The organism is Streptomyces sp. NPDC003036 (assembly GCF_040611175.1).
Taxonomy (GTDB): domain Bacteria; phylum Actinomycetota; class Actinomycetes; order Streptomycetales; family Streptomycetaceae; genus Streptomyces.
Window position 1 is genome coordinate 1 of sequence record NZ_JBEXNO010000040.1, and the last position, 21,233, is coordinate 21,233.

Below are 21,233 nucleotides of genomic sequence, written 5' to 3' on the forward strand. Positions count from 1 at the left end.
TGTGCAGCGGCCCGGTGCGCCGCCGGACCTCCTCGGCGGGCGGCGGGGGCGGCGGCCAGGGCCCGGCGATCTTCACCAGCCCGCGGACCGCCGCCTGCGCATATAGCGGCCCCCGCGCGGCGCGCGGCCCCTGACGGGACCGTCGCCGTGCCCCGAGCCGTACCCACCTCACGCGCAAGGAGTGCACCACCCCATGTTCACGACCACCCGACGTTCCCATGCCCGCCGTGCGGCCGCTTCCGCCGCCGCCGTCGTCACCGCCGCGCTCGTCCTCGCCGCCTGCGGCGGCGACGACGGTGACGCCCCGTCCGGCCGCACCGGCCAGGCCACCACGTCCAGCGCCCCGGCCTCGCCCGGGCAGGGCGCGCACAACGCCGCCGACGTCGCCTTCGCGCAGGGCATGATCCCGCACCACCGGCAGGCCGTGGAGATGTCCGAGCTGGCCGCCGACCGGGCCGCCGCCCCGGAGGTCAAGGAGCTCGCGGAGAAGATCAAGAAGGCCCAGGACCCGGAGATCCGGACGCTGACCGGGTGGCTCACCTCCTGGGGCGAGCAGGTGCCCGGCGACGACGCCGGGACGGACCACGGCGGTCACGACGGCCACGACGGCATGGCCGGCATGATGACCGAGGAGGAGATGGAGCGGCTGTCGAACTCCTCCGGCAAGGCCTTCGACACGGCGTTCCTGGAGCTGATGGTCAAGCACCACCAGGGCGCGGTGGAGATGGCGAAGAAGGAGCAGGCCGAGGGCTCCTACGCGCCCGCCAAGAAGATGGCCGACGACATCGTCGCCGCGCAGTCCGCCGAGATCACCGAGATGAACAAGCTGCTCGGCAAGGGCTGAGCCGATGGGTACGGCCGGGCGGCACCGTCACACGGAGCCGCCCGGCCCGCCCCGCACAGCCGCAGGGTCACACGAAGTTCACCCCGGCTCCCTCCAGCAGGGGGTCCTCCACCATCTGCCACAGCGGCACGGCGTAGTTGCCGACGCCGTACCGGCCGCCGAAGTGGAGGCCGAGGACGCGGTGGTCGGCGAGGTCGAAGACGGGCGAGCCGCTGTTGCCGCCGAGCGTCGAGCAGTCGTGCTTCATGACGTACTGCTCGGCCGCGAGCTCCGTGGCCGTCCCCGGCTGGAGGCGCTTGACGTTGTAGACGTCCATGAAGATCCGGCGCATCGACTCCGGTTCGTTGCGCCGGCCGTCCCAGGCGGGATAGCCCACGCAGTACACCGGGTGCCCCGGCAGGTCGGCCGGCGCGTCCGCCGCCACGGCCAGCGGCGTCGGCAGCCCGTCACCGCCGTCGCCGGGGGCGATCCGCAGCAGGGCCATGTCCACCTCCGGATGGATGCCCAGCACCTCCTCGATCCCGTACGACGGGCCCCCGGTCCCCGGCAGCGCGCCGTACTCCTCCGCCGTGTCCAGCCGGGCCGCCATGCCCTGCTGGAAGCTCCAGCCGTCGCCGTCGGCCCGCGCGAACTCCACGGCCACATGGCGGTTGGTCATGATCACGTCCGTGCCGACGAGGAAGCCGGTGCCGATCCAGTCCAGGCTGAGGTGACCCGTGACCTCCACCCGCCCCACGCGCGCGATCGAGTCGCGGATCGCGGGCCGATGGCCGTCGAGCACCGCCCAGTCACCCGCCTGGGACGGGAAGTCCGAGTCCTGGACGAGGAGGGCGGGCCTGCCCTCCAGCAGGACGATCGCCTCCATTCCGAAGAACTCGTCGTCGGTGATGTCGTCGCCGCGCCCTTCGGCGAGCTTCTCCAGACCGTCGGCCCCCGCCGACAGAACCCGGGCCCGCTCCTGCCCGGCGAAGTCCGCGATGTGACCGGCGGGCCCCTCCTTCGGCGCGAGCTCCTGCTCCGACTCCGGCACCTCGCGCGCCAGCCCTTCCCGTACGCGCGCGGCGACCTCGGCCAGGTCGGTGAACACCCGCTCGGTCTCCGTGGCCACGGGGGACCTGTTTCTCTCTCGCATACGCCTCACCTCACTTGTGTGTCACTCCTGTTGCGCCGCCTCGATCTCGGCGTGGACGGCGGGACTCGTCACCGCCAGGTGGCCCAGCACGGCGGCCAGCTGGGTCCCCACGTTCACGAAGGTCTCCCTCCTGCCCTGAAAGCTCGCGTTCCCCACCCACTTCGTCCCGCGGTGCAGCGCCACCACCCGCCAGTCGTCGGTGAGGACGGGCGAGCCGGAGGACCCGCCGCGGGTGTCCGTGAAGTAGCGCAGGTCGCGCTTGTCGGCCTCGTACACGACGTTGTTGCGCAGCGCCACGCGCTTGGGCAGGCCGCTCGGGTGCTGGATGATGTTGACGGCGACGGGGTCGTCCGGCACGACCGTCAGCGGGCACCGGGCGACCCTCAGCACCGGGCGGCTCGGGGCCTCGGCCAGGCGCAGGACCGCGTAGTCCAGGTCCGGATCGGCAGCGACGAGCAGGGCGACGGCCGCATCCTCCGTCTCGCCGTCCGCGTCCGTGTCGTAGTCGAACCGGGCACGGGCGTGCTGTGCCTGGAGGCGCAGGTCGTCCGGCGCGGCCGCCGCGCTGCCGCCGGTGCGGGCGTTGACCACATGGTGGTTGGTGACCAGCAGGTCCGGCGTGATGAGCCAGCCCGTACCGGAGTGCGGAGAGCCGTTCGGCTGGAGCGGTGCGCCGCCTTCGTACGGCGGGACCGTGACGCGCGCGACCGCCGCTCCGGCCCGGTCGCCGTCCCGCAGGAAACCGAAGGGCACGGTGTCGTCCCGGTGGACCTGCTGCTCCTTGACCTCGGGGAGGTCCAGCCCGGTCAGGACCTCGGGCTCGCCGGACGCGTCCCGCACCACGTCGTCCAGGGCGCGCTGGAAGACGGCGAGCGGTGCCGCCTCGCTGGTCTGCGCGATGGCGTTGCGCAGCCAGATCTCCAGCGGTACGCGGGTGTCCACGAGCCGCTCCACGCGGTTCATCTCGTTGAGGTCCGAGTGCAGTTGCCGCCCGGGCGCGGGCAACAGCGGCAGGGTGCCGCGGTAAGCCGGCATGATGTTCTCGAAGAGCAGGGGCCGCACCGACGGGTCGGCGAGTCCCGCTTGGAGGGCGGCGTCCCGCACTTCGAGGATCCGGTCGGGCGGGAGATACGGGGTCGGGGTCATGGTGGTCCTGTCGTACGGGTCGTGGGTGTGTGGGTCGTCGGGGCCGGGGCCGGCGGGGGAGGCCCGGGCCGGTCGCGGCCCGGGGCGTCCAGGCCCATCGCCGCCGCCACTCCGGCGGCGATCTCACCGCTGTCGTCCGGCACGTCGAGCAGCCGCCGCGCGAGCGCGTCCAGCGTGCCGTGGCCGCGCGCCAGGCGCAGGATCCCGGTGACGCTGGACGGCGGTGGCGCGTCGGGCCGCCGCGCCGGACCCGCCGCGTCGACCAGCAGGTCCATCACAGTGCCCAGGAGCCCGGGCCGGTGCGCCACCGCCCGGCGGATCGCCGCTCCGAGCACGTCCGGTACACCGTCGTCGGCCGGCAGGCCCACGGCCGCCAGCGCATGGCCCAGCGCCTGTGGATCCCGCGCGTGGACCTGCGAGGCGGCAGCCCGTACGAGCTCCGGCTGACCGGCAAGCACCGCGCCCGGTACCTCGCGAAGCCGCCGCGCCAGCCGGCCGTCGGCCTTCTCGTCCCCCGGAACCCCGCTGCCACCGCCGCCGCTCAGCCGCGTACGGGCCAGCAGGGCGCCGATCGCCTCCAGCTCGTGTCCGAGGCGCACCGCGATGTCCTCGGCGCGCCGCAGATCCCGGTCGGCGGCCGCCGGATCGCCGTCCTCCTGGGCGAGCCGCGCGGCCAGCAACAGCAGCTCCAACTGCCGCTCGGCGCACACCCGTGACCTGTCGGCCGCCCCGGGCGGCCCCGCCGCCCTGGCCCCCTTCACCGCCGCCGCCACGGCCTCACGGGCCTCCGCGCGGCGGCCCAGCCGGTCGAGCGTCTCGGCGTGGAGCGCGTGCAGCGGGCTGCACGGCGTCCACGGGCGGCGCTCGGTGAGCCGGGCCGCCGCGTCCCCGGCGAGGCCCTGGGCGAGCAGGTCCTCCACCTCGCGGGCCGCCAGCCGCTCCCAGTCCTCCTGCTCGGCGCCCTCCATCACCCGCTCCGGCGCCGCCCGGCCGGACTTCGCCGCCAGCAGGGCCGCCGCGCGCGGGCTCAGGTCCCGCTCCGCGCCCGTGAGGAACCGCTCCACGCCGGGCAGCCACCGCTCCTCCACAGAGCGGGGGTTCTCGCCCAGCCGCAGCCGGTGGTAGATCTCCTCGGCACGCGCCTCGGGCCCGCCCCGGGCGGCGTAGAACTCCACCGCGCGCCGCTCGACCTCCCGGGTCAGCTCGGTACGGTCCTGGCCCAGCAGCCGCAGCATGATGCAGCGCACGTCCGGGCGGTGCCGTAGCGCGGACGGGCCGGCCGGTTCGACCAGGTCCAGCCGGGCCAGCTCGTCGAAGAGCCGCCGTGCGTCGCCCGGGGTCTCCACGCTCAGGCCGCAGGGCACGGCGAGGACCTCCTTGATGATCTCGGGCGTGATCACGTGCAGCACCAGCCCCGGATGGGCGAGGTGCCGGACCTCGTCGTCCGCGATGTGGTGGAGGATGCGGTCGTACAGGATGCCCTGGACCAGCATCCGGTCCACGCGTTCGAAGAACCGCCGGCGCGGCGCCGGGAGGGTGTCGATGAGATCGCCCGTCGCGACCCCGGCGACCAGGGCGGCACGGGCGGCGAGCTTCAGGCTCAGCGGATGTCCTCCCACCCGGTCCGCCAGCATGCGTGCCACCTCCGGATCGGCCACCCCGCACGACTTCAGCAGCCCGGTCGACGCCTCCGGGTCGAGTTCGGCGAGCTCCAGGTCCCGGGAGGCGACCGTCTGCGCCGGGTGGCCGACGGGCGCCCGCCCGGAGATCAGCACCCGCAGCCGCGGGTGGACGGAGTGGAACGCGGTGAAGACCGCCCACAGCCGGCCGATGGCCGGCGACCCGCGGTACTGTGCCTCCTCGAACGAGTCCAGGACGACCACGAACGGCGCGTCCGCCTGCCCGGCACCGGCCATCGCCCGCACCAGCACCTCGGCGACCCGGCGCACCAGCACCGTCTCCCGCTCGGTGGCCAGCACCTGGTACTCGTACGACGACCTGCGCCCCAGCACCGCCCTGGTGGTGGACAGCCGGTGCAGCCGCGACAGCCGCTCCAGGTCCTCCCGCTCGCCGCCCGCCACCTCCTGCGCCTCGTCCGCCAGCGCGTCGAAGGCGGCGTGGTCGCCGGGGTACTGGACGGCCAGCTGACGGGCGGCCTCGGCGATGAGGGTGCTCGGCTCGTGCACCGACAGCGAGGGCCGCTCGAAGTCGATGTACGCGAACGGAAACCCGGGCGTCTCCCGGTCGGCGCTCTCCAGCAGGAACGCGGCGAGCAGCGTGGACTTGCCCATGCCACCCGGGCCGTGGACGACCAGGGGCCCGACGGAGAGGGACCCGGGACCGCCGCCGGACAGGCCGGTGTAGGCGCGCAGCTCTTTCAGCTCGGCGGCGCGGCCCTGGATGGGCTCGCGTACGAGGCGCCTCAGCGGCTCCAGCAGCCGGGCCCGGTCGAGGGCGCGCCGGACCTCGTCCACCTCCGGCAGTCCGGTGACGCCCGGTACCAGGGAGAGCCACAGCACCGCCTGGAGGATGTCGGTCAGCTCGTAGGCGGATTTCCGCCCGAGGTCGGGCGGGTGGCCGGAGAGGCAGGCCAGCGCGGCCTGTTCGGGCCCGGGTTCGTCCGCGAACTGGTGGGCGTTGCACTCCAGGAGCCGCCGCGCGGCCCCGGGCCCCGCCAGCCCGGCGAGCGTCTCCTCCCGTACCCGGCGCTTGAGGCTCCACCGCCCGGTGTCCGCCCCGCCGCCGGCGCAGTCGTCGAGCAGCTCCAGGATCGCGTCGCCGTGCGGCCTTTCGTCGTCCGGCAGTCGCAGCCGCTGGGGGTCGAACGACCCGAGGAGACACGCCGCCTCGCGGTACGCGCGGTGGCGGCCCGAGACGTCGGGTGGCGGCTCCGCGCCGGCACGCAGCTCCCGGCGCAGCCGGGTGGCGAACAGCTCTCGCAGCGCCTCGGGCCCGGCCGGGCCGCGGTCAGAGGGTCCGGTAGACATGGATGGCTTCCTCCACCGCCGTACAGAGCCTGCGCATGTAGCTGTCGCCGTCGCCCGCCCCGGCGGCGCGCAGCACCTCCTCGACGGCCACGTCCACGAGCGCGGCGATCTCCGCGTCCCTGGGAGGACCGGGGGCGAGGGCGGCGACGGGGGCGGGCGGGGCCTCGTGGAAGTACTGGTCGAAGAAGGCGCGCAGGTCGGCGCGGGCCGCGACCCTCGCGGTGTCCCGGCAGACGCTGCCACGCACGTCGTACGGCAGCTGACGCGTCGTGGGCCCGTAGCCGAGGAGCACCAGCCGGGGCGCCTGGGGGCCCCGCACGGCGGCGTGCTCGTAGATGGCGAGGGCGAGCTGTCCGATGAGGTCCCACACGTCGGAGGTGGCGTCGAGCTTGTCGCACTCGTCCAGCACCAGCCAGAAGGTGTCCTCCGCGGCGGTGGCCCGGCGGACCACCGAGTGGACGGCGTCCTCGACCGACGGCAGCGGCTCGTCCCGTCCGGCGGGGTCGAGCGGCGGTGGCGCGGCGGCGTGCGGCTCGGCGACGAACTCGGCCAGCCGCCGCAGCACCCGGGCCGCGGTCGAGGTGGGGGAGAGGGTGACGCGCGCCGGCCGGAAGCCGCTGTGCTGCCCGACGTGCCGGATGAGCGTGTACGTGTACGAGCGGCCGCTGTCCGGGTCGCCGTCCACCACGAGCACCGACTTCTCGGGGTCCTGGACGAAATGGCGCAGTGTCTCGCGCAGGTCCTGGCGGTCGATGAACGCCTCGGTGCCGTTCTTGAGCAGGAGGGTGCGGAAGCTGTCCTGGGAGGCGTGGACGCGCTGGTCCTCCCGCAGCCGCTCCAGGAACTCCCGCGCCTTGGCGATCTCGGGCCGTACGGCCAACCGGTCGTTCGCGGCGACGGCCTCGACGAGCCGCAGCTGGCGTGGGATGTCCCGGCGGGAGGCGCGGACGAGCGTGTGGGCGTTCTCGGCGCTGACGGCGGTCAGCGGCAGCGTGGCGACGAAGTCCGGCGGGAAGCCGGCCTGGGCGAGTCCGGTGTGCGGGTCGACGGTGTCCAGGAGGTACTCGCGCACCCACTGGGTCACGAGATCCCATTCCGTTTCAGCCAGGGGCATGGGCCACCTACCAGGGCTGAGGCCCCCTCCTCGCCCCCCTCTTTTGTCATATTCACACCCGGTTCAGGCTCACGCAAGGCGGTCCAGGACCTCCTGGCACGCATTCCTGACCTGCGTGTCCGACAGGTATGGGGCGATCCGGTGGTGGTTGGGGCTGTCGTTCACCACCAGCAGGTCCGTGATCAGCTCCGGTGGCGCGTACTCGGGGCGCAGCGTGTGGTCCAGGGCCACCAGGTCCCGCAGGTCCGACGCGTTGCGCCAGGCCCGTACCCCGGCGGGCACGGCGGGCGGCGCGGCCAGGTGGTCCTGCACCTCCTTGACGGCGAGCGGCGAGCCGACGGTCACGAAGAGCTCCACCTCCCGCCGCGTCTCGGCCAGCACCTCGTACGCGACGATGGAGCCGAGGCTGTGGCCGACAACGAGGAGCGGCGCGTCGCCGACCGCGTCGAGCTCCGTCCGCAGCACGTCGCGGATGGCGGGGCCCGCGCCACCGAAGAAGTAGGCGTGCACGTCTTTGAAGGTGTGCTTGACGAGGATCCGGAACACCGCCTTGCGGACCGGCGCCGGCAGCGGAAACGCCTCGTCCAGGCCGGACCCTCGGCGCGGTTCCGTCTCGGCCATCGTGTCCGCCAGGTACGTCATGTCGCGCAGCCAGCGGCCCAGCGGGTCCCCGGCCTCGCCCGTCCACGGGCCTTCCGGGGCGGCGCCGCCCGACTCGAACCACGACTCCCCGAGCGTGCGCGCCACGAACTCCTCCGGCGCCTCGACGGCCGTCGGCCCGGGCATCTCCTCGAAGGCTTCGGGTGCGCCGTCCAGCGGGTCAGGCTCGGAGTCGGGCAGCGGCGTGTCGTAGCGCAGGGGCGCCCAGTAGGCCATGCGGGACACCTCGCCCATGTCCCGGCCGAAGAGCGCCTGGTCCCACTGCGACTTCAGCAGCTCGGCGCGGACCTTGTTGCCGTTGCCGTGGACGTAGATCACCCTGGGTCGCATGGCGGCTCCCGTCCCCCCTGGAAGGGTACTTACCAGTATCCCAGCCGCCTCGCGGCCCCGCATGGCGACCACGGGGCCGCGCAGGCCGAGCCCTCCGGCGGCTGCAGGGAGGGCCGGTGCGGGCGCGGATCAGGAGGGCTCGGGGATGTAGCGCAGGGGCGGTGTCGCTCGTTGGGGAAGCATGGACTCATTGGGCACAGCAGCCACCGATGACGGAGGCAGGGACGCGCCGGACACTCGGAGCGGCCGCCCCACCCAGGGCGCGAGCCAGTCGAGCCCGGCGCTTCGGGTGAGTGGCGTGGACAAGGCATACGGGCGCAGAAAGGTGCTACGGGGTGTCGATCTGGAACTGCGGGCCGGTTGCCTGGCCGGGGTGGTGGGCGAGAACGGGTCGGGAAAGTCGACACTACTGAACATCCTCGCTGGACGCCTTGCCCCGGACGCAGGCGAAGTGCAGGTCGCGGGCCGGGTGGGGTACTGCCCGCAGGAGCCCGTGCTGAACGCTTCGTTCACGGTGGACCAGCATCTGGAGTTCTTCCGTGCCGCCTATGGGCTTCCGACCCTCAGTAGGGCGTACGAACTGGTGGAGACGTTGGGATTCAGCTCGTACCGTGGGGATCGTGTCGACAGACTCAGTGGTGGCACACGGCAGAAGCTCAACGTGGTGCTGGCGTTGATGCACGATCCTCCCGTGCTGTTGCTGGACGAGCCGTACCAGGGCTTCGACTGGGAGACCTACCACCGGTTCTGGGATCTGGCCGAAGAACTGCGGGCGGAGGGATGCGCGTTGCTCGTCGTGTCGCACATCGCTCACGACATCGAACGGTTCGACCGGCTCTGGCGTATGGAAGCGGGGTGTCTGGTGGTCGACGAGCGCACGGCCGCGGACGCGGGGCCTGCGGTTCACCGAGTCGGGACGGGACGGCTGTAGAGGCGATAGCGCTTGGTGACGCGGCCACCGACGCGGGTCGTGGCCGCGTTGACGTGGTGGTTGTCCTCCAGAACCCAGGACGCTTCAGTGGTTGTCATACCCCGGTCGTGGGCCGCCTTCGACAGCGCCAGATACATCAACAGCTCCAGCCCGCGGCCGCGGTGTTCCTCACTGACGCCCATGGCCACCAGCCGGGCCCGGTCCAGGCGTCGCCGGGCGAACAGGAAGCGGGCCAGGCCCAGTGGCAGTCCACAGGTGAACAGGCTGCCACGGGCCGCGGCCAGCGCGCGGGCGATGTCGGGCAGGGCGAGGCCGAACCCGGCGGGGCGGCCGTCCACCTGGCCGATGACGACCAGGTCGGGGCAGAGGAACGGTTTGATCCGGCGCGCCAGGATGCCGAACTCGTTCCGCTCGAAGGGGCAGACACCCCAGTTGTCGCCCAGGGCATCGTTGTAGAGCGTGCGGATCAGTTCGGCTTCCTCGGCGAAGCGGCGCAGGTCGACCCGCCGGACGGTGAGGGCTCGGCCGCGGGCGAGGCGGGCGGCTGCCCGGGTCAGGCCGGGGTCCTCGTGGAGTGTGGTCGGAAACTCCCAGGCCAACAGGTCTTTGGCCGTGGTGAACCCGGTCCGTTCGAGGAGACGAGGGTAGTAGGCGGGCGTGTAGGGCATCATGACCGCCGGGCGCTGGTCGAAGCCGTCGACCAGGAGTCCGCACTCGTCGTTGGTCGTGAAGGACACAGGTCCCAGCATCGTCGGCCGGCTGTGCCCGCCCAGCCAGGTGGCCGCGGCATCAGCGAGGGCCCGGGCGACCGTCACGTCGTCGATGGTGTCGAAGAAGCCGAAGAACCCCGTGGAGCAGCCATGGTGCTCCTCGAAGCGTGGGTTGGTGTGAGCCGCGATCCTGCCGACGACTTCGCCCCGGCGGCGGGCCAGGAACAACCGGACCTCCGCGTGGCCGAAGAACGGGTTCCTGCGCGGGTCCAGGAGGGCACGCAGCTCGCCGCGCAGCGGTGGTACCCACAGCGGCAGGTGCCGGTGAAGGCGGTAAGGCAGCTCCATGAAGGCGGCGCGGTCGGATGAGGTCCGCACGGCGGTGACCTCGACATGGCCGATGGCCGGTGGTGCTACGGGCACGGCGGGAACTCCTTGCTCGGCTACGGCCTTGACGGAGCGGGCGCGTAGGGGTGGGCGTGCGTGATGCCCAACGACCGAGGTGGCGTCGCGATCACGGTGGTGCCCGCGGTCCGACCTCGGTCATCGGGCATCGGCGGCCGCACCTGCGCCCCACCTGCGGGCCCTCGTCCGTCCCGCACGCGTGTCCTCGGCCTCGGACGCCTCGTTGACGAGCCTTGAGGACGGTGGTCGGCAGTCGTGGGCCCGGCGATGGCGACCGGCAGGTAGCGGCGGGGCTGTGATGAGGGAGAGATGAGGCGGCCGTGAGAGCTGTGCGACTGTTGGGATGTGCCACGCGGTTCACGATGGTGGAGCACGCGCGCAACCGGCTGGCCGTCGCCTTGATGGTGGTGTTCGTCCCGCTGTGGGTGACGCTGGCCCGGCTGACGGTCGGATCCGACCCGGTGCAGTTCCGGCTGCGTGCGACCGGAGAGGTCGTGGCGGCCAACGGCAGCCAGCTCACGCAGATCACGGGTGCCATGAACGCGATCACCGGGATCATCGGCTTCATGATGTTCGCGGCGACCTTCAGCAGTGGCTGCTTCGACCAGCGCCTGGTGATGGCAGGCTTTCCGCGCGTGCACCTGCTGGCGGCGAAGGTGATCTGCATGTCCCTGGCGGCGACCGCTCTGGTGGCGTACGCCACCGTGGTGCTGTGCGTCTTCTGGTCACCTCGCCAGCCCGTCCTGCTGGCCGCGGCACTGTTCTGCACCGCGTTGACCTATGGCGCGATCGGCGTCGCCCTCGGCGCGTTGCTGCGCAGGGAGGTGGAGGGCATGTTCGCCATCGTGATGCTGTCCGTCACCGACATCGTGCTGCAAAACCCCGTGCAAAGTGCCTCCGCCGCGACCGACATCGTTTCCTTCCTTCCGTCGTACGGTGCCATGCAGACCGCGGTCGCCGCCGGTTTCACCGACACGGCGCTGCCCGGCTATCTGCTGCTGCCCCTCTCATGGTTCGCGGTCGCCGCCGCCTTCAGCCTGTGGACGTTCCAGCGTCGTACCCGTATCGCTCCGCGTGCGGCTGTGCTGCCCGAGCCGCCGGCGGCTCCCGCCGCCGGCCGGTGACCGCCGTGCGGCAGCCCCGCGACGAATCCTGTCGTTCGGTGCGGCCTTGGCCGGCCGGGGACGAGTGGTTGTGGCGGGAGAAGCAGGTCGCCGTGGTGGGGGCCGGCGGGTTCATCGGCCGCCGCCTGTGCCACCGCATCAGCGCGGCGGGCGGTCGGATCGTCGCGCTGGTCCGGCCCACCTCCGATACGAGCCGGCTCCCCGCCCGCGGTATGCGCTATGTCAGTGGCGACCTGACCACAGGTGAGGGCCTTGCGGCACTGGTGGACGGCGCTGACGTACTGGTTCACCTGGGCGGGGTCACGTCGGCGCTGCGGGGCGAGGCGTACTGGGACTGCAACGCGACCGGCACCGGCCGCCTCGCCCGCGCGGCCGCCGCCCTGCCCACGCCGCCGGTGTTCGTCCACTGCTCCTCCCTCGCGGCCGCCGGCCCGGCCCCGGCGCGCCACCGTCCCCGCACCGAGGCGGACGTGCCCGCGCCGGTCTCGACGTACGGGCGCAGCAAGCTGGCGGGAGAGGAAGCCGTGCGGGCGCTGTCCGACCGGATGCCGGTCACCATCATTCGCCCGCCGGCCGTCTACGGCCCCGGTGACACCATGCTGGTGCCGTCCGTGGTGCCCATGATCCGCACCGGACTGCTGATCGCCTGCGGTCGTGGCGAGCGCGGCTTCAGCCTCATCCATGTCGACGACCTGTGCGCCGCCCTGCTGGCCGCGGCTTTGCGAGCCCCTCGGACAAGCCCCACGGGCGGCGAGGGGCTCTACTTCGTCTCCGACGGTCGCATGCACACCTGGGAGGGTTTCGCCGCGGCGCTGGCCGCGGCGCTCGGACGCAGACCCCCGCGCCGGGTGAGCGCGCCGGCCGCCGTGGTCAAGGCGGCGGCCGCGCTCGGCGAGGGGGCCTGTCGGCTACGCGGCGTCGCCCCGCCCGCCCTGACCCGGGACAAGGCGAGCGAGCTGGTTCACCCCTGGTGGACCTGTGCCGACGGCAAGGCGCGCCGTGAGTGGGGGTTCACCTCGACGGTAGGGCTGGCGGAGGGCTTGGCCGGGCTTTTTCCTCACACGTGATCCGCCGGCCCGCCGACCGCCGCGCCGCTGGTGCCTGCCAACAGAGCGGCCGTGGCGGTCACCGCGTGGTGGATCTGGGCGTCGGTGTGGCACGCGGTGACGAAGAACCGCAGCCGCGCCTGTCCGCGTTCCACGGCGGGAGAGACGAAGGGGCACACGCTGATACCCCGTTCCCCGAGGCGCGTGGCAAGGTCGAGAGCGGCCCGATCGTCACCGACGACGATCGGAACCACGCAGGAGCCCGCGCTGCTTCTGCCGGTGTTCAGTCCGGCCTCCCGAGCGAGCGTACGGAACAGGTCCGCCTGGCGTCGGGCGGTCGCGGCCAGCTGGGGGCGAACGCGCAACTGGCCGAGGGCCGCGTGCGCGGCCCCGGCGACGCTGGGCGCCATACCGCAGCCGTACACGAAACCCGGAGTCGTCTGCTTCAGATGCGTGATCAGACTGCCGGCTCCGGCGATGAATCCGCCGCTGCTGGCCAGCGCCTTGGACAAGGTACCCATACGGACGTCGATGACGTCCGGAGGCAGCTGCCAGTGGTCGACCACACCGGCACCGGAGGCGCCCAGCACGCCGATGCTGTGCGCCTCGTCGACGTACAGCATCACCTGGTGCCGCTCCCGCAGCTCCACGAGTGCCGGCAGGTCGGCCAGGTCGCCGTCCATGCTGTAGACGCCCTCTGCCACGACCACGACCCGACGGTGGCGGTGCCGCTCGGCGGTCAGGAGCCGGTCGAGGAAGGCGATGTCGTTGTGCGGGAAGACGCGTCGGCGGGCGCCCGACAGTTCGGCGCCTTGCACCAGGCTGTTGTGGGCGAGAGCGTCGTGGACGATCAGGTCCTGCGGGCCGGCCAGGTGACCCAGCACCGAGACGTTCGTGCCGTGTCCGGAGACGAAGGCCAAGGCCGCTTCCGCCTTCAGGAAGTCGGCCAACGCGCTTTCGAGAGCGCGGTGGACCGGACGCTCGCCGGAGGCGGCACGGCTGGCGGCCACCGTGGTGCCGTAGCGGTCGATGGCCTCCTTCGCCGCGTGAATCACCTGGGGATCGCTGCCCAGGCCCAGGTAGTCGAAGGAGGAGAACATCGTCCGCCTCTCCCCATCGGTCAGGGTGGTCGCCCCGGGCCTGCCGTCGTGCAGTGCGAAGTAGGGGCTCGGCCCCTGCGCCTCCTGCACCAGGTCCACCACCGCCTGCAGGCCGTGCTGCCGATCCGCCGGCCCCGGCGGGGCATCGGTGCGGGGGACGGCGTCGGCCGGCTGGTGCCCGTCCGCCGCGGCCTGTGGGGGTTGGCCGGACCGGGCGGCCGGCAGCGGTGTGCCGGCGGGCGCGGTGCCGGCCACGGCGGCCGCGATCACGTCGCACAAGTCACCGGCCGTTCGCGCCTGCTGCACAGCCGTATCCGCGAGCCGCACGCCCAGTTCCTGTTCGATGACGACGAGCATCTCCATCGCCTGGAGCGAGCCGAGGCCCAGCGCGCGCAGGTCGGTGTGCTCCTCCAACGGCGCGACACGGCGTCCGGACACAGTCCGGCAAGCCTCGTGCAGTACGCCCAGCAGCATGTCACGGGAAGACATGACGATCCTCTCAGCCGTTCGTCGCTTCGGCGCGGTGCGTGAGGTAGGCGGCGCGCATCCGGTAGCGGCGCGGCTTGCCCGAGGTGGTCCGCTCCACGCACCCCGGCCGTCCCAGGACCACGTCGGCGACCTGCACCGACAACTGCTCGGCGACCACCTGGCGAACCATGTCGGCCACTGTGGCATCGCTGCCGGGCAGGCACTCGATCACCACCACGACCTCCTCGGTGTCACTGCCGGGACGCGTGAAGGCCACGGCTCCGTTCGGCCGTACCCCCTCGACCGTTTCCGCGAGCCACTCGACCCGTTGCGGATCGATGTTGCGGCCGTTGACGATCAGCACGTCCTTGCAGCGCCCGACCACGTGCAGACCACCCTCACGGGTCAGATAGCCGCGGTCTCCGGTGCGCAGCCAGCCGTCCGTTCGGAACACCTGAACCGAGGCGTCCTCGTCCCCGATATAGCCACCGGCCACGGACGGGCCCCTCGCCCAGATCTCGCCCACCTGCCGCTCGTCCAGCGGTCGTCCCGTCCCGTCCGCGATGCGCACGGAATGGCCGGGCAGTGGGTGGCCGCACGAGACCACATCCAGCGCCGCCTTGCCCGCTCCCGCAGGGCGTGCTCGCTGGCGTACGTGCAGATCCTCGGAGTCCACGCGGTCACTGCGCACGCCGGCGGGAGCAACAGTCAGCGCGAGGGTGTGCTCCGCCATGCCGTAGCACGGGCGGACCGCCGTCGCGTCCAGCCCGGCGATCGAGTGCAGCCGCGTGAAGGATTCCAGTGCCCGCCGATTGATGGGCTCCCCTCCGCACAGCAGGACCCGTGCCCGCGTCAGGTTCAGTCCGGCGACTCGCTGAGGGCTGGACCGGCGGGCTGCGAGGGCGTACGCGAAGTTGGGCGCGGCGGTGATGGTTCCGCCCACCCGTGCCATGGTGCCCATCCACGCCTGCGGATCACGAAGGAAAGCGATCGGAGTCATGAGCGTGACGGACACGCCCACCGCCATCGGGGCGAGGACGAACCCCACCAGACCCATGTCGTGGTGAAGGGGCAGCCAGCTCACTCCGTGGTCCCGCTCGGCCCTCGCCCCCAAGGCGTCGCGCATGATTCCCACGCTGTTGGCCAACAGGGCGCCGCACGTCGCGCCCACGGCCCGCGGTCTTCCCGTACTGCCGCTGCTGAACTGCACATACGCAGTTCGTGCCGCGTCGAACTCCGCCGCTGTCACCGTGCCCGTCGCCGTGACCGGCAACTCCGCGTGGCCAACCCGGGCAACGGATGTGCCCGGCACCAGTCGAAGCACCTCCTCCGGACCGACGAGGATTCGGGCCGCCACCAGGTCCAGCGCCGCCGCTACCGTCTCCGACCAGCCCGCTTCGCCGCTCCACGCAGGCGGGGCCACCGGAACCGGGATCGCCCCCGCCCACATCGCCCCCAGAAACGCCGCGACGAAAGGCTGCGGCCGTGCGGCGACCACAGCGACCCGGTCGCCCGGCCGCACTGCGCGGCGCACCAGACCCTCCGCGTGATCCCGCACCGCGGCCAGGAGGGCGGCACGCGACAGCTCCACGAATTCCCCATCCGCCGCATAGCGATGCGCCAGCGCATCGTCCCCTTCCCAGGAGTCCAATCGAGACAACAACCAGTGCTCACGGCTCATCGCATGCCTCATCCACCACTCGTTACGTCCGCATTCGAGGACGTAACGAGGCGGCCTTGCCGGTCGAAACACGCTTCACCCGCACGAGCGAAGACCTACGGGCCGCTCAGGCCGCCGCGTGTGCCGGGGCCCGGTCGCGGCCGCCCGGGTGGCGGTGGCGCCAGACCCAGAAGACGGCGCAGGACAGCAGCGCCCATCCGCCCAGGACCGCGAAGGGGAACAGGTGCTGGTGGTCGCCGAAGTACACCGCCGTGTGCTGCGCGTTCACCGAGGCGCCGGGCGGGAGCCAGCGCCCGATGTGGCCGAGGGCGGAGGGCAGCAGCGGCCAGGACACGGCGCCGCCGGACGACGGGTTGCCCAGCAGGACCATCAGGCCCCAGGTGGGCAGCATCGCCCACCGCCCCATCAGGGTGTTGAACATCGTGAACACCATGCCCGAGGTGAACATCGTCAGGGCGAGGATCAGCCACGACTCCGCGAACGGCAGGTCCAGCGCGCCCAGCAGCCAGTCGGCGGTCGCCGCGATCGCGAAACCGCCCAGCAGCGCGTACGCCGCGGTGAAGGCGATCCGCTCGCCAGGGTCGAGCGCGCGGGCGTGCACGCTCAGCTGGATGGCCCCGACGAAGCCGATGATCACGGCGGCGAGCGAGATGTAGAAGAGGGCCAGCCCGCGCGGATCGCCGGGCTGGAGCGGTTTGACGTCCCGCACCCGGACCGGCACGCCCGTCGCCCTGCCCACCGCCGGACCCGCCTCGGCCAGCACCTGCGCCACGGTCGCGCCCGCCGCCCCGGCCACGTCCAGCTCCACACCGCGCTGCCGCACCGTCAGGACGGCGAAGACCTCCTGCTCCTCCACGGCGCGCCGGGCCCCGGCCTCGTCGGCGTACCGGCGCACCTTCAGCGAGGCGTTGAGGGCCTCCTCCATGCCCGCGACGAACCGCCGTCCGTGCGGCGCGTCGGCCGGTCCGACGAGCGCCGTCGGAATCTGGCGGGGCGTCGGGTTCGCCATGGTGTACGTGTAAGAGCCGGCGAAGAGCGCCGCCGCGGCGGCCAGGATCAGCACCAGTACGGAGGCGGGCAGGAAGGGCGACTTCCGGACCGACGCCCACCGGTCGGCCCGGGTCGGGGGCCTGCCGTGGGCGCCGTGTTCGGGACGTTCCCCGCGTTGCTCGGCGGCTGTCTCGGGCATGGGCGGGGAGGGGTCAGACCGCCGGAGGCGGGGGTTCCGCGGGCTCCGGCGGCGCGGCCGGGGACGTGTCGGTATCCGGGTCCTGCGGGCTCGGTGGCGAGGTGTCGGGCGCGGGCTCCGGCGTGGTCGGCCCGTCCGGCGTCGAAGGCCCCCGCGACTTGGGCGTCCTGGGCGCCTCGGGCGACGGCGGGGTGCGGCCCGGGGACGGCGGGGTGCGGCCGGGGGACGGCGACGCGGTCTCGTCGTCCTTGCGGTGGCCCTCCTCGCCCGGCGGGCGCTCGATGTAGCCGCCCTCCTTGACGTCGACGATGACGAACTCCTTCACGACCGAGCGCGACGGCTTGACGACCGCCGTCTTCGACAGGTCGTACCCCGGCCACGGGTCGCCGACGGGCCGGTACGTGCCCCGGCGCACCGGCTCCTGAAGGGGATTGCCGCAGGCGCAGCGCACCCGCGGCACGCCGTGCGCGTCGACCATGACGGCCGTACCGGCCTGCAGCACCGCCTGGTAGGGGGCGGCCTTGCCGTCGCGGAAGCCGTGGTTGGTGACCCAGGTGTCCTTCGTCAGCCGCATCGGGGTCAGCCCGCGCAGGTACGCCGGGACCGCGGACGGCGCCACGTGCAGCGCGGAGGCGAAGGCCGCGTTCTTCTCGGGCGCCTTGCCGAGGAAGCCGATCTGGCGCTCCACGTCGCAACTGGCCACGTTCTTGGTGCCGCCGTAGAGGCCGTCCCACGAACCCTCGTACACCGTGGGCTTGTTCTCCCGTGGGGGCGGGGTCGTCGGCGCGGGCGGGGTGGTCGGGGCCGCGGTCGGCCGGTCGTCCTCGTCCTCCGTCGAGTCGGTGAACGGGTCCGGGCCGGCCGCCGAGGCGTTCTGGAGGGAGATGGTCCCCCCTCCGGCCGTGCCGCCGCCCTCCTTGTCCCCGTCCCCGCCGAGGCGGGGCAGGACCACGGCGAGCACCACGGCGAGCACGACCACGCCGGCGACCGCCGCGATCTTGGGGGCCGAGCGCCACCACGGGCCGCCGGCGCCGCCGCGACCACCCCCGCCGTCCCCCGACGGCTGGGAGCCCGAACCGGACAGGGGTCCGGAGGGCGGGCCGGTCGGCGGACCCGAGGGAGGGCCCGTGGGGCGATCGGGAGGCGGCTGGGAAGTCACAGTTATTCCCTTTCTTCCGTTCCGGGCCATTGTGTGTTCCGCACGGGCGGGGCTCGCAAGCCGAGGCGGCGGCGCAGCGCCGAACGGCCCCTTCCCGCGGGCGAGGGGACTGCCGCCCGCTTAACGTGACACCGTGAGTCGTCAGGCCCGTCAGGTCCGTCAGGTCAGCCCCGGGGGCACCCCGCCCGGCGGCGCGGGGCGCGTCGCCCGCGACTGGGGCCACGCCCTCCTCGCGGTGCTCGCGGGGGTCGCCGCCATGGCTGTCACGGCCGCGCTCGGCCTGTGGGTCGCGGGCGCCGCCGACCTGCCCCAGGGCGCGTTCCCCAGCGTCGTGGCCGCCGTCGTCGTCATGGCGGCGGGCGGCTCCGTCGGACTCGCCGGAGACGCCGGGGCCTTCGCCGGGACGGACGCCGAACTGACCGCGATGCCGCTCTCCGTGACCCTTGCCGGAGCGCTCGCCACCGGCACCGTCTTCCTGCGGCCGCTGCGCCACCACGCCGTCACCGGCACCGGTGAACTCCTCGCCCGCATCGCCCGGACGGCCGTCCTGTGGCTGGCGGCGCTCGCCGCGCTCACGGCCCTGGCGCGCCACAGCTTCACCCTCGACCCGGGGGACACGGCGGGCGACATCCTCGACTTCCTCGGCGCCACCCCCACGCTCGGCTTCCGCGCCGACCTCGGGCCCACGCTGCTGTTCGGCCTGCTGTGGGTGCTCGGGGTGCTCCTCGCCGCCCTGCTCGTCTCGGGCACGGCCGCCCTGCCCGCCCGGCTGCTGCGCTACCAGGAGGCCGTCCGTCCCGCCGCCTTCGCGATGCTGCTGCTGGTCCTCGCGTACGTCGTCGTCGGGCTGGTCGTCGGCCTCGTCGTGGCGGCCACCCGGGGGCACCCCGCCGACACCTTCGCGGTGATCCTCCTGGGCCTGCCGAACGTCGTCTGGCTCGCCCTCGGCGTCGGGATCGGCGGCGCCTGGGACGGCCGGGCGGAGGGGCCCTTCGGGCTGCCGATGCCGAAGGTCCTGGACGCGGTGATGCGCGGCTCCCCGGACGCCACCGTCGACGTGGGATCCCTCGCCGAACAGGACGCGCGCGCCTGGTGGCTCATCCCGGTCGCCGCCGTCCTGCTGCTGGCCGCCGCCTTCGTCATGGCGGTCCGCTCACCGGCCCGCACACGGCTGTGGCAGCACGCCGTGCACCTGGGCGCCGCCTTCGCGCTCACCATGCTGGTGATCATCCCCGTCACCCACGTCTCCGCGCGGTACGGCCTGTCGATGATCATCATCGGCGACGTGGACGCCTTCAGCGGCCAGGTCGCGCTGCGGCCGCACCTGTGGACGATGGTCGGCCTCGCCCTGGCCTGGGGCCTGGTCGCGGGTTTCCTCGGCGGACTGCTCGCCTCCCGGGTACGCCGCCGGGGCGAGGTCCAGGTCACGCCCGGCGCCCCGCTACAGCCCCCGGAAGACCGGTAGCGCCCAGCGCGGCGGCCCGGGCGGCGGTCCCGTCTCCGGCGCGGGCGGGGGTGCGGGCTCCGGCGTGCGTCGGCCGTCGCCCGCCAGCAGCGCCTCGCGCAGCTCCGCGACGAACCGCAGGCACGTGTCGTACCGCTCCTCCGGCGTCTTCGCGAGCGCCTTCGCCATGACCTCGTCCACGGCGGACGGCAGCTCCGGCCGCTCACCGGTCAGCGCGGGCGGCGGGTCGTACTGATGGGCCCACAGCAGCGCCATGTCGTCGTCCCGCCGGAACGGCGGCGCGCCCGCCAGCGTCTCGAACACGACGCACCCCAGGCTGTAGACGTCGCACCGCCCGTCCACCGGGCGCCCCGAGATCTGCTCCGGCGCCACGTAGTCGAGCGTCCCCACGAACTGGCCGACCGTCGTGAACCCGGTCAGCGACAGCGACTTCTTCGTCAGGCCGAAGTCGGTGAGGTACGCGTGCTCGGGGTGGTCGCTGTCCGTGCCCGCCGCGACCAGGATGTTGCCCGGCTTGACGTCCCGGTGCACCAGGTCGTGCGCGTGCGCCGCGTCCAGCGCCGACGCCACCTGTACGGCGATCCGCGCGGCCTTCTCCGGCGGCAGGGGCCCCTCGAGGTCGAGCAGGGCGCGCAGGTCGTGCCCGGCGACGTACCGCATCGCGATGTACAGCACGCCGTCGGTTTCGCCCGCCTCGAAGACCGGCACGATGTGCGGGTGGTCGATCGCCGCGGCCGCCCGCGACTCGTGCACGAACCGCTTGCGGAAGGTGTCGTTGCGCGCCAGCTCCGGCGCCAGCAGCTTGAGCGCCACCGTGCGGTCCAGCCGCAGGTCGCGGGCGCGGTACACCACCGCCATGCCGCCCCGGCCGATCTCCCGCTCCACCTGGTAGTCCGCGATCCGCGTGCCGGTCAGCCCGGAGGGCCGCCCGGCCGGCAGCTCGCCGCTCCCGGTGCCGCCGCCCATCACCGCTCACGCCCGGCGCTGGGGCCGCCGCCGTCGCCGGGCCACTCGACGACCCGCGTCGGCTCATGCGGCACGGGAGTGGCGGGTTCGACGACGCGCGTGGCGTCCGCGTCCGAGCCCGCGTCCGCGTCCGAGCCCGCGTCCCGGTCCGCGCCCAGGTCCGCCTGCGCGTCACCCTCCGCCGGGCCGTCGGAGGGCGCGGCGGATGTCGGGGCCGCGGGTGCTACGGGTGCTGCGGGGGCCGCCGACGGCGAGGAGCCCGCCGGGGCCGCGCTCGCCGACGGGCCCGCCGACGCCGCGTACGTGCTCATCCTGCGCCCGTCGCAGTACACCCAGCGCTCGTGCTCGGCGTCGTACAGCCACAGCGCCTCCCCGTCGACGACCACGCCGACCCGCAGCCCGCGCGTGCGGCGGCGGAAGTCCTCGCCGTCCGTCCGGCCGGACGCCAGCTCCTCCGCCGCGCGCCGGTAGCGGCCCAGCGAATCCTCGGCCCGGCCGAGCAGCGGCCGCGGATCGGCCGCTCGGCTCGCCGGCTGCCCGGCGGCCGGGGGATCGGCCGGTACGGAGACGAGCAGCCGCCCGTCCACCCAGGCGGTCCAGCCGTTGGAGCACAGGATCCGCCCCCAGTCGCCGACCCGGTCCACCAGCTGCACGGGCAGGAACGGGTCCAGCGTCGCCGTCGGCCGCGCCCGGTCCGGCGCCTCCCAGGCGGGCAGGCCGCCGCGCGGGACGACGTGCGTCGGCCGGAAGTCGGGGCTCGTCGGGTGGGCGACCAT

At 73.5% G+C, this 21,233-nt stretch carries 17 protein-coding genes; 5 read left to right on the top strand and 12 right to left on the bottom strand.

Going from position 1 to position 21,233, the window contains the following annotated elements; genetic code table 11:
- Positions 1 to 193: 193 nt before the first annotated feature.
- Positions 194 to 844, top strand: coding sequence for a DUF305 domain-containing protein (locus ABZX67_RS25935; protein WP_355364424.1), 651 nt, complete (start codon positions 194 to 196; stop codon positions 842 to 844).
- Between the two features lie 67 nt (positions 845 to 911).
- Here ABZX67_RS25935 and ABZX67_RS25940 read toward each other — a convergent pair whose 3' ends face one another.
- The 5 genes from ABZX67_RS25940 to ABZX67_RS25960 form a co-directional block, all read right to left on the bottom strand.
- Positions 912 to 1,976 carry a serine protease gene (locus tag ABZX67_RS25940; protein WP_355364427.1) on the bottom strand — a complete coding sequence of 355 codons (1,065 nt, stop codon included), beginning with the start codon at positions 1,974 to 1,976 and terminating at the stop codon, positions 912 to 914.
- Between the two features lie 21 nt (positions 1,977 to 1,997).
- Positions 1,998 to 3,122: a trypsin-like peptidase domain-containing protein gene (locus ABZX67_RS25945; protein ID WP_355364430.1), complete on the bottom strand. Its 1,125-nt coding sequence runs from the start codon at positions 3,120 to 3,122 to the stop codon at positions 1,998 to 2,000.
- Complete coding sequence (locus ABZX67_RS25950; protein WP_355364433.1) at positions 3,119 to 6,109, bottom strand: AAA family ATPase; 2,991 nt, start codon at positions 6,107 to 6,109, stop codon at positions 3,119 to 3,121. Before ABZX67_RS25950 ends, ABZX67_RS25945 begins: the two co-directional genes overlap by 4 nt.
- Positions 6,090 to 7,223: a hypothetical protein gene (locus tag ABZX67_RS25955; protein ID WP_355364436.1), complete on the bottom strand. Its 1,134-nt coding sequence runs from the start codon at positions 7,221 to 7,223 to the stop codon at positions 6,090 to 6,092. The genes ABZX67_RS25950 and ABZX67_RS25955 overlap by 20 nt, the downstream gene beginning before the upstream one ends.
- Positions 7,224 to 7,292: 69 nt before the next feature.
- Complete coding sequence (locus ABZX67_RS25960) at positions 7,293 to 8,213, bottom strand: hypothetical protein (RefSeq protein ID WP_355364438.1); 921 nt, start codon at positions 8,211 to 8,213, stop codon at positions 7,293 to 7,295.
- A gap of 298 nt (positions 8,214 to 8,511) precedes the next feature.
- Here ABZX67_RS25960 and ABZX67_RS25965 point away from each other — a divergent pair, with 298 nt between their 5' ends.
- Complete coding sequence (locus ABZX67_RS25965; protein ID WP_355364441.1) at positions 8,512 to 9,144, top strand: ABC transporter ATP-binding protein; 633 nt, start codon at positions 8,512 to 8,514, stop codon at positions 9,142 to 9,144.
- On the opposite strand, the gene ABZX67_RS25970 is transcribed toward ABZX67_RS25965, so the two are convergent.
- The gene (locus ABZX67_RS25970) at positions 9,117 to 10,277 is read right to left on the bottom strand and encodes an N-acetyltransferase (protein ID WP_355364444.1); all 1,161 of its coding nucleotides are present in this window, start codon (positions 10,275 to 10,277) and stop codon (positions 9,117 to 9,119) included. The genes ABZX67_RS25965 and ABZX67_RS25970 overlap by 28 nt on opposite strands.
- 344 nt (positions 10,278 to 10,621) lie before the next feature.
- Between ABZX67_RS25970 and ABZX67_RS25975 the strand changes: the two genes are divergently transcribed.
- Together ABZX67_RS25975 and ABZX67_RS25980 are read left to right on the top strand one after the other, a co-directional pair.
- Positions 10,622 to 11,383: an ABC transporter permease gene (locus ABZX67_RS25975; RefSeq protein ID WP_355364447.1), complete on the top strand. Its 762-nt coding sequence runs from the start codon at positions 10,622 to 10,624 to the stop codon at positions 11,381 to 11,383.
- 38 nt (positions 11,384 to 11,421) lie between these two features.
- Positions 11,422 to 12,450 (top strand): NAD-dependent epimerase/dehydratase family protein, encoded by a 1,029-nt coding sequence (locus ABZX67_RS25980; protein WP_355364450.1) that lies wholly within the window; start codon positions 11,422 to 11,424, stop codon positions 12,448 to 12,450.
- Here the strand turns inward: ABZX67_RS25980 and ABZX67_RS25985 are convergent.
- From ABZX67_RS25985 to ABZX67_RS26000, 4 genes are all read right to left on the bottom strand, one after another.
- Complete coding sequence (locus tag ABZX67_RS25985) at positions 12,441 to 14,018, bottom strand: aminotransferase class I/II-fold pyridoxal phosphate-dependent enzyme (RefSeq protein WP_355364453.1); 1,578 nt, start codon at positions 14,016 to 14,018, stop codon at positions 12,441 to 12,443. The genes ABZX67_RS25980 and ABZX67_RS25985 overlap by 10 nt on opposite strands.
- Before the next feature lie 10 nt (positions 14,019 to 14,028).
- On the bottom strand, positions 14,029 to 15,678 hold the full coding sequence (locus ABZX67_RS25990) for an AMP-binding protein (RefSeq protein ID WP_355364456.1): 1,650 nt from the start codon (positions 15,676 to 15,678) through the stop codon (positions 14,029 to 14,031).
- Positions 15,679 to 15,784: 106 nt separating this feature from the next.
- A complete protein-coding gene (locus ABZX67_RS25995; RefSeq protein ID WP_355364459.1) occupies positions 15,785 to 16,867 on the bottom strand; it encodes an ABC transporter permease in 1,083 nt (360 codons plus the stop codon).
- Positions 16,868 to 16,880: 13 nt separating this feature from the next.
- On the bottom strand, positions 16,881 to 17,846 hold the full coding sequence (locus tag ABZX67_RS26000) for a DUF6777 domain-containing protein (protein ID WP_355364462.1): 966 nt from the start codon (positions 17,844 to 17,846) through the stop codon (positions 16,881 to 16,883).
- A 313-nt stretch (positions 17,847 to 18,159) separates the two neighbouring features.
- Between ABZX67_RS26000 and ABZX67_RS26005 the strand changes: the two genes are divergently transcribed.
- Entirely contained in the window at positions 18,160 to 19,491 is a 1,332-nt protein-coding gene (locus ABZX67_RS26005; protein ID WP_355364465.1) for a streptophobe family protein, read from the top strand.
- Here ABZX67_RS26005 and ABZX67_RS26010 read toward each other — a convergent pair.
- Both ABZX67_RS26010 and ABZX67_RS26015 read right to left on the bottom strand, forming a co-directional pair.
- Positions 19,468 to 20,457: a serine/threonine-protein kinase gene (locus ABZX67_RS26010; RefSeq protein WP_355364468.1), complete on the bottom strand. Its 990-nt coding sequence runs from the start codon at positions 20,455 to 20,457 to the stop codon at positions 19,468 to 19,470. The genes ABZX67_RS26005 and ABZX67_RS26010 overlap by 24 nt on opposite strands.
- Entirely contained in the window at positions 20,457 to 21,233 is a 777-nt protein-coding gene (locus ABZX67_RS26015; RefSeq protein ID WP_355364471.1) for a hypothetical protein, read from the bottom strand. Before ABZX67_RS26015 ends, ABZX67_RS26010 begins: the two co-directional genes overlap by 1 nt.